This window comes from Flammeovirga sp. SJP92 (assembly GCF_001583495.1).
Classification (GTDB): domain Bacteria; phylum Bacteroidota; class Bacteroidia; order Cytophagales; family Flammeovirgaceae; genus Flammeovirga.
In genome coordinates this window covers 1-1,299 of the sequence record NZ_LQAQ01000048.1, presented here as the reverse complement: position 1 = coordinate 1,299, position 1,299 = coordinate 1, and the positions used below count along the sequence as shown (strand labels likewise).

At 28.8% G+C, this 1,299-nt stretch carries 2 protein-coding genes; both read left to right on the top strand.

Annotation, left to right across the window (positions count from 1 at the left end):
• The first annotated feature begins 289 nt into the window (after nt 1-289).
• A complete protein-coding gene (locus tag AVL50_RS12080) occupies nt 290-586 on the top strand; it encodes a hypothetical protein (RefSeq protein ID WP_062616248.1) in 297 nt (98 codons plus the stop codon).
• A 201-nt stretch (nt 587-787) separates the two neighbouring features.
• Nucleotides 788-1,299, top strand: a 512-nt coding sequence (locus AVL50_RS12075; protein WP_157491301.1) for a hypothetical protein, incomplete at its 3' end; no start/stop codon positions are given.

Below are 1,299 nucleotides of genomic sequence, written 5' to 3'. Positions count from 1 at the left end.
CGTTAGATTTTTATCGCGTAACTAAGGCTATGCTCTGCAAATCTGCCTTGATTAGAATAAAAAATATTAAACTAAAATCATCCCTTTTCTTCTGTCACAGTACTTATATTATTAGAATAATGTAAATGTGGTGTTTATTTAAAATGTGTAACATTTAACTTCACAAAAATCTTATACTGAATTTTTCAATATAATTGGATCAATCTTGTCAGAAGTAAGACACGGGATAGTGGCAAATTTGAAAAATTCGTAAAATTGGTTCGTTAAAAAAGGATTGAATTCTAAATGTATGTATCAAATAGTAGCTCATGTAAAACCAAAAAAAGACTCTAAATATTATAAAAATGTATTAGGAGCCTATGTTACTTGTTTTATTAATTATAAAGAAATCGATGGAGCAGTTGTTTTAACCAAACACTATATTGAAAATGAAGGTTGGGAAGAAATAGAATTGGAAGACGAATATTTCATTATTAATTCAATTGAAGATATGGTCGACTGTTACAAACAATACTATAAAGAAGTGTTTGAATATGGATATTCCCTTATTTTTAATACTTATAATAAAATTGAGGAGGATGACTAAACTCCAATCACAATTGGCGTAACCGCTCATGACGTTGTACAGCATGTGTGAAAAAATATTTGCAGGCAAATTGTGACTACACTCCATCTGCTGGCCGTAGTTTAGCCATTATATCAACAATAATTTAAAAAGAGAAAAATATTATTTACTGAAACTAAATTGGGTCTAACCACTCGCAAACCTTCCCTTCATAAAATTATCATGATTTACCTTTTAAAGATTATTATTTTAAAATTTTTCCTACTCAATATCATTTCAAATGGATTTGGTCAAGGTATAACAAATGATGTAAAACTAAATATCATTTCAGAATCAGATACTTTAACGGAACACAAACCCTTATATCTATATTTTGAAATTGAAAATCTTAGTGACAGCACTATTTACTTATCGAAAAAAGTAAAGCTTATTAGTTCTGTATACCCAAATGGAAATAATTTAGTAGAAACAGATGGAGGAACTCTTTCTATGCATATTACACCCATGAATCCCTTTGCTTCAATATGGAGTGAAGATGGATGGCATGTTAAACCAACTTCTAGAATTCAAATCTTGAAAGTAAAGCCAAATCAATCAAAACAGCTATATAAACTTGATATAGGAAGATATTTCAGAGAAATTAATCAAAAACTTGATGATGATAGTCTTAAATTCAAACCCCATCAAGAGTATGAATTGCGCTTTGAATATTACAATTATACAAAACTGAAAAT

Bases quoted from the DNA above. Each gene is read 5' to 3' on its own strand.
- AVL50_RS12080 (WP_062616248.1), top strand. From the start codon at position 290: ATGTATCAAATAGTAGCTCATGTAAAACCAAAAAAAGACTCTAAATAT.